This window comes from Collinsella sp. AF38-3AC, from assembly GCF_003474365.1.
In the GTDB taxonomy this organism is placed as follows: Bacteria; Actinomycetota; Coriobacteriia; order Coriobacteriales; family Coriobacteriaceae; genus Collinsella.
The window spans coordinates 46,528-52,527 of record NZ_QROM01000014.1 but is presented as its reverse complement, the minus strand read 5'-3'; the positions used below and the strand labels follow the sequence as shown (position 1 = coordinate 52,527).

5 protein-coding genes are annotated in these 6,000 nt (G+C 57.4%); all 5 read left to right on the top strand.

Translation table 11 applies throughout. The annotated features are described in order from the left end of the window. The first annotated feature begins 954 nt into the window (after positions 1-954). The 5 genes from DW029_RS08445 (at position 955) to DW029_RS08425 (ending at position 5,794) form a co-directional block, all read left to right on the top strand. Positions 955-1,551: a DEAD/DEAH box helicase gene (locus DW029_RS08445; protein WP_118345782.1), complete on the top strand. Its 597-nt coding sequence runs from the start codon at positions 955-957 to the stop codon at positions 1,549-1,551. Continuing rightward, on the top strand, positions 1,530-2,840 hold the full coding sequence (locus DW029_RS08440; RefSeq protein ID WP_158572647.1) for a helicase-related protein: 1,311 nt from the start codon (positions 1,530-1,532) through the stop codon (positions 2,838-2,840). The genes DW029_RS08445 and DW029_RS08440 overlap by 22 nt, the downstream gene beginning before the upstream one ends. Positions 2,841-3,181: 341 nt before the next feature. Then, entirely contained in the window at positions 3,182-4,054 is an 873-nt protein-coding gene (locus DW029_RS08435) for a DUF6273 domain-containing protein (RefSeq protein WP_147351898.1), read from the top strand. A gap of 252 nt (positions 4,055-4,306) precedes the next feature. Continuing rightward, the gene (locus tag DW029_RS08430) at positions 4,307-4,810 is read left to right on the top strand and encodes a DUF192 domain-containing protein (protein WP_147351897.1); all 504 of its coding nucleotides are present in this window, start codon (positions 4,307-4,309) and stop codon (positions 4,808-4,810) included. A gap of 39 nt (positions 4,811-4,849) precedes the next feature. After that, positions 4,850-5,794: a Flp family type IVb pilin gene (locus DW029_RS08425; RefSeq protein WP_118345778.1), complete on the top strand. Its 945-nt coding sequence runs from the start codon at positions 4,850-4,852 to the stop codon at positions 5,792-5,794. Positions 5,795-6,000 lie beyond the last annotated feature (206 nt).

Below are 6,000 nucleotides of genomic sequence, written 5' to 3'. Positions count from 1 at the left end.
GGCAATCCTCAGGTTAATGGAAACGCTTCAGACACTTTTTGCATCTGCCCCGCATGGTGCTTCTAGTTTGTCTTCTAGCCTGTCTAGCGAAAAGCCCGCGCCACCCCGCGCGGGCTTTCTTTTGCTCCCAACCACCCAGCCCAACAAATGGGGCGCCCAAAAAAGCGCCCCGCAGCAAAACACCTTGTTATCATCCTTCATATCGCAAGACATCAGCTCTGTTTCACGACCTTTTGCCTTATCTGCCACTCTAGTTGCGCGTTGCTCCCTTACCTGTGCCACAGCACCACGCTATCCCTACCATCGTCAAGGCATTCCAGCTCTCACAACTCATCCCAATCCCACAACCCCAAATTACCATCGCCCCAGCTACGCGCCATACTCCCCGCCGCCGAACCGCCTCCACAACACGTTCAAACTCCCCGCAAAATTTACCTGTTCCAGGACTACCTGCTTGCGCATCTAGTAACCCGCATTGTCTCCATCTGCCCGCCCAACATATCGCTAAACGCGATCCCTCGCTATCCGCCTGCCGCCTGGCCATCATCCCCGACAAACAAATATCGCCCGACTGGTTATTCTTGACCTATCCGGTTGCCTGCCGCGCAATCCGACGCCTGATCAGCATCGGTGAGCGCCGAGCGCGGAGGACGTGGCCACTAAGGGCCTGAAAAAGTCCGCAAGTGCTCAAAACTTGGCGAAAGGCGCAAAGGATGACGGAGTCCATTTCGGATACCGAGTACCCGATGGGGTCGATCGAGGCGGTTTCAAGCAGACTACGTCTCCTGCTGATGGTCGATTTCGGGAGGGAAAGGGTCTTTAGGGTTCCGAAATCCGAGTGCCGTATCGCCGCCTGGTCAAGGGGCCGGACTTCATGGCCAAGCTGCCGCGGATCAAAAACGCTGATTACCCATACTACGATTCGCGGCAAGGCCTCCATGGGATAGGAGCCACATGTCCGCGAGCGGTTTGAAATTAAGGGATTACCAAGCGGAATGTATCGACATAATCGACAGCTTGGACGGCGGTGCCCATTTGGTCCAGATGGCGACCGGGTTGGGCAAGACCGTCACGTTCGCGAACATCCACCGTCACGGCCGGATGCTTATTCTGTCCCACAGGGACGAGCTCGTGGCGCAGCCTGTCAAATACTTCGATTGTCCCGTGGGCATCGAGAAGGCGAGCCGCCACTCGAACGGCGAGCCGGTCGTTTCCGGTTCGGTCCAGACCCTTTCGCGCGGTACCCGCCTCCAGCGAAACTTCAAGCCGGGCGATTTCGACCTCATCGTGACCGACGAGGCACACCACGCCTTGGCCCCCACGTACCAGAAGATCGTCGACTACCTGCAACCACGCCTTCATATCGGTTTCACCGCGACGCCGAACCGAGGCGACGGTAGGGGATTGGACCATGTCTTCGAGGACATCGTCTTCCAGCGCGATCTCCTCTGGGGCATCCGTCGCGGCTATCTCTGCGATATCGACTGCATGCAGGTCGAGGTCGATTGGTCCACCAAGGGCGTAAGCGCGTGGCGGGAGACTTCCAGCTGAGCGCCCTGAACGATGCCGTGAACCGTCCGAAATCGAACGCGCAGGTGGCCGAGGCATACCGTCAGTTCCATCGCGGGCAGACCCTCATCTTCGCCTCATCGGTGCAGCACGCCCATGCGCTTGCCGAGCTCATCGAGGGCGCGGTGGTTGTCGACGGCAAGACCCCGATGGACGAGCGACGTCAGATCATCGAGGACTTCACCGCCCGCAAGATCCCCGTCCTCATCAATTTCGGCGTGTTCACCGAAGGAACCGATATGCCCCTGATTGAGACGGTCTTGCTCGCCCGACCGACGCGAAACTCAACCCTCTACACGCAGATGGTGGGGCGCGGCCTGCGCCTCTACGAGGACCCTGCCACGGGATACAGGAAGAAAGACCTGCTGCTGATAGACTGCGTGGGCGATTCCGACAAGAACGATATCTGCACGGCTCCGAGCCTGATCGGCATCGACCCGAGCGAACTCGACGAGAATGAGCAGAAGGCCGTTCGCGGCCCCTTGTCGGGCATGCGCGACCGTATCGCGGCATCCGAGGACACGCCCGAGGGCTGGGTGCTTTCAGTCCGAAAAGTCGACCTCACCGCTTCCAGCCAGAATATCGCCTGGATACGCCGCGCGGATGGCTCAAAGGTCATCCGCGGCAAGGGCTGGTCTGTTCGCATGCACGCCCCAGATATCCTCTACCGCGTCAAGGTGGACTACATCGGCACCCTGAAGAGCACCCGCGAATACGATAGCGAGGAAATCGCCGAGGGCGTGGTGCGCCGTTGGCTGGATCATTACCCCATTCCTTCCCAAGACAAATCCCTATGGGATACCGAGTTTGTCAAAAAATGGGGCAACAAGCCCGCCTCCAGCGCACAAGTCGGACAGATTAGGCGCATGCTGGGCGATGGTGCCGAGGAAATCGATGTCGAACACCTCACGAAGCGAGAGGCGGCAGCGGTGCTGGACAACGCATTCGAGAAGCAGGAGAAGGTCTTCGCCGATATGTACGGCCTGTGCCCCAAGTGCGGTCAGGCGTTGAAACTCACCAAGAACAAGAAGTCCTTTACCTGCACATCGAATCACTGGTCGAAGGACGGCACGTGGACGCTGATTTCTGGATGCGGAACAACCTTCAAGGTAAGGGCGGACGGCCATTGTGTAAAACCCGCAGACCTCAAGGAGATTCAAGAGAATGGCTTCTACATATGGCGCGGCAAGAAATATGCCTTCGAGCCCGCCCATAACCCTGGTGACTTCAGCGCCATCAGATGCATCGGCAACGCCGATGATGACTCCTGATAGGACTACGCCCCTCACACTTCACACCTCAAACCCATCAAGTCCTTACGGCCGAACAACACCTCATCCCCACTCAATCGAAGTGATTTTCAATAGCATCCCTCATTAACTGATTTCTTTAGTCATCATCTTCCTACTATTGCCGCTGCGGCAAGACCGGTGCAGCCTTTTGAAATAGCGCTACGCTCAGCTCGTATTGCAAACCCTGAGCGAAGGGAGCCGCATATGCATGCAGCGGCATTTTCGCCTCGGGGGGGGGGGGCGCTCCTAAGACGATCCGCCTCCGTGGGCAAGGACTTATCGAGTACGTCCTGCTCATCGCCGTCATCGGCCTAGTGGTCGTGTTCGCCGGACCCGGCGTGGCGGGCGCCATCCGCAACCAGTTCAACCTGGTCGGAAACACGGTAAACAGTGGGATTAGCGGAGGCACCGAGGGAGGCGGAGCATCCGGCGGCGATACCGGCGCGGTATCCGAGGCCGTCCATGCGGCGGTGGCCAAGGATGCCAGGGATTGGACGCTCGATGAGCAGAAGGCCGTGGCCGAGGATATTGCGAAAAAGGGCGAGGCCTCGCCCGCCTACGCCAAAGCTAAGGCAGCCATGGACGCGGGTACCGAGTGGTCGATAACGCTCACGGACGGGAACACGCTGACCTACCGCATCATCGGTATTAACCATGACGACATGGTAGATGGCAGCGGCAAGGCGGGGCTAACGTTCCACACTACTTCGTCGGGCATCAGTTCGCGTATGAACGCAACCGACACCAATGCCGGCGGTTGGGAGACCTCTGAGCTCCGTGCGAAGATGAACTCCGGCGAAATCTGGAACCTCATGCCGTCCGATTTCCAGTCCAAGGTGAAATCGGTCAGGAAGCTCACGAACAACGTCGGCGGAATGGACGAAAATGCCGCAGTGACGGCGACCTCCGACAAGCTGTTCCTGCTAAGCTACTCCGAGATCGTGCCGACGTCGTATTGGGCGGATAGTGACCCCTGGACCTCCTCCGAGGGCACCCAGTACGAGGCCTTCAAGGGCAAGGTGACGGAGAACTTTTCGGCCGACGCTAGCTTGGCTAATGACATCGAATGGTGGCAGCGTTCGGTGGCTCCGAACGTCTCTGAGGGCTTCCTCGAGGTCTACCTCGACGGCGATATGTCGCTCGCCGAGGCCGCGACGAGTTGCTGTTGCGTCTGCCCCGCCTGGTGCTTCTAGACATTTTGTCCTATAAGCCGACATATGGAAAAAGGCCCGCGCTACCCTGCGCGGGCCTTTCTTTTGGTAACAGAACGAACGGTTTGAGTTTCGTAGCACAGGTAATCGGGTGGAGGAAAATTGGGGTCACACAGCGGCTCTCAGAGCGCCTTTCGCACTCCTATATCGTTGCCGCTGCGGCAAATCATCCTTGCTGTCCGCCATGACCCCTATCTTCAAACCATCAAAGACTTTGGCTTGAAAGGACAGGACATGGCAGATAGCGAGGCTCGTCTGTTCGACGCAACTGGAAAGAACATCGGCTCCTATAAACTCGAGGTGATGGACACCTTTTGGAAACGTTTCATGGGACTGATGGGCCGGCCCGATATCCCGATCGGCGATGCGGCGCTGTTCCGCAAGTGTTCCTCGATCCACATGTTCTTTATGAAGGTTCCACTCGATGTCATTTGGTACGGGGCGGCGAGGGTCGATGGTCGTGTACCCGTCCTATCGGTCGCGAGGGACGTCAAGCCTTGGCAATTGTCTTTCGGCCCGAAGCGTACGCAGGGATGCCTCGAAGTCGCCGCCGGTACCGTCCCCAAAAATCTCGATGCAATCGAGATTGTGGCTGCGTCTTCCTTGCAATCAGGATCGACTGTTATCCCTCCCGACTACCGAGATGTCGTGCGTGACCGCATCCAAGTGACCAGATGCTTCGATACCGCAGTTCACCTCGGAGGAGCCGCCCCGCTTCTACATGGTCGCACCTATTAGATGACATTATTTCATTCCCCATAGCGAGAGGAGCCGCATATGCATGTAGCGGAAATTCCTTTCGGGGGGGGGGTATCTCCTAGGAATACCCGCCGCCTGAAGGGGCAGTCGACAGCCGAGTACGTCCTGATTGTCGCGATTATCGGTCTGGTGGTCGTGTTCGCAGGACCGTGGATTGCATCGGCAATCAGGAATCAGTTCGACGCCGTGACCGAGACACTTGACGAGGGTACGGGCGGGAACGCGTTCAAGGACGCCGTCGATATCCCGGACCCGCAGAACGGCACCGCCTTCGCCGTCTACTCCGAGGACGATCACAGCCTCATGTTCTACAAGCGCCGCGGGGTCCCGCAGGTCGGCGACATGTTCAACGACCGCAGGGTGACTGAGGTATATACGGGGTTCGAGGCTGCGCGATACAAGGTGTGCGCAACAAATGACACCATGGCTCGTGATTGGACTTGTGAATCGGTGCCATGGTGGTCCCACCGCGTGGATATCAAAACTGTCGTTGTTATTGACGAAGGCATTACTCCTTCATCCATTAGCGGTTGGTTTATGAGGATGCCCGGGTTGACGACTGCTGATTTGAGCAGTCTTGATTGCGCAAAGGTGGACACTGCGTGGTGTGCTTTTCTCCGCTGTCCAATGCTGGCCACGCTAAAGTCACCTAAAAACTTTCGGCCGATTGACTTTAGAGATTTCGTCTATTTTTGCGTGAGCTTAAAGGACTTCGATACAAGTGATTTGGACATGAGTCGCTGTCGGGCGATTTCGCTGGCTTTTGACCATTGCAAATCTCTAAAAGTTATTCCAGGTGCCGAGAAATGGGATATGAAATCGTTGAAGAATGCTGAAGGTGCTTTCTCACACTGCGATTCACTCGAACTTGACTGTTCCGGCTGGATTGTCAGCGCGAATACACAGCACGACGAATTCAACAAGAGAGCGCTCGGCGTAATCCTTCCCAAAGCCTGGCAATAGAAGTTGTGCCGCAGCGGCAAGACAAGTCGCGTCTCCCGCGTTGCATCGTACTCTCCCGCATGCAATATCAATCCCCATACGAAGGGAGTGTCGCAAATGCACGCAGCGGCGCAGAACCTTCGGGGGGGGGGGTATCTCCTAGAAATACCCGCCTCCGTGGGCAAGGACTTATCGAGTACGTCCTGATCATCGCCGTCATCGGCCTA